Annotated in this window: 1 tRNA gene and 2 rRNA genes; all 3 read right to left on the bottom strand. The window is 39.5% G+C overall.

What is annotated here, in order from left to right:
• Positions 1 to 110: ribosomal RNA gene (locus ABD005_RS18095) — 23S ribosomal RNA — on the bottom strand; the annotation flags it as partial.
• A gap of 433 nt (positions 111 to 543) precedes the next feature.
• A tRNA-Ile gene (locus ABD005_RS18090) sits at positions 544 to 620 on the bottom strand.
• Positions 621 to 801: 181 nt separating this feature from the next.
• Positions 802 to 894: ribosomal RNA gene (locus ABD005_RS18085) — 16S ribosomal RNA — on the bottom strand; the annotation flags it as partial.

Genomic DNA, 894 nt, shown 5'->3' with positions numbered 1-894 from the left:
CGAAGACTATAATGGTTTTTATCACCTTATCTTCGCTTATCGCAGATTAACACGTCCTTCATCGCCTCTAACTGCCAAGGCATCCACCACATACGCTTAGTCACTTAACCATACAACCCTAAGTAGTCTTGCCTTATAAATAAGGAGAAAACAAAGTACGTCACGGTGACTAAACCGCAACAATTGTAAAGTCTGACATTTTCACGTACTCAATAAACCCTAAGGTTTATGATGAGTTACTTGATAAGACAATTATTATCGAGTAGATAATAATCGAATGTTTTACTTAGTTGATTAAACACTCGAGGAGAATGTTTAATCGGTGGTATTTATAATGCTACAAACAACAGCGCGACACCGTGTTTGTTATATAAATACCGGTATTTATATCAGCTTTCCAGATTGTTAAAGAACTTCAAAGTAGCGCACATTCGGCTATTTTGTGATTTCCTTCCCAATGGAAGGTAAAAACCAAATTTAAATCGTTCAATAAAACAGCTTAAATTTGGCTTCTTTATAAGATAACCATCAATTCGTGAGAATTGGTAGGTCTGGGCAGACTTGAACTGCCGACCTCACCCTTATCAGGGGTGCGCTCTAACCAGCTGAGCTACAGACCTATCATGGTTATGCTCTATTTAACTCGTCGGCGCCGACCTCACCCTGCATTTATCAGGAATGGGACGTTCTAACCAGCTAAGCTAAACAAAACAAGTTTCTTTATTTCATTATCATACAATTTGTGTGAACACTCTGTGAGTAACTTGCGTTAAACACCTTTACGATTTTTTACTTTCAAGATAAGGAGGTGATCCAACCCCAGGTTCCCCTAGGGTTACCTTGTTACGACTTCACCCCAGTCATGAAACACAAAGTGGTGACCGTCCTCCCGAA

The organism is Colwellia asteriadis, assembly GCF_039523295.1.
Taxonomy (GTDB): Bacteria; Pseudomonadota; Gammaproteobacteria; order Enterobacterales; family Alteromonadaceae; genus Colwellia; species Colwellia asteriadis.
This window is presented reverse-complemented; position numbering and strand designations above follow the sequence as displayed.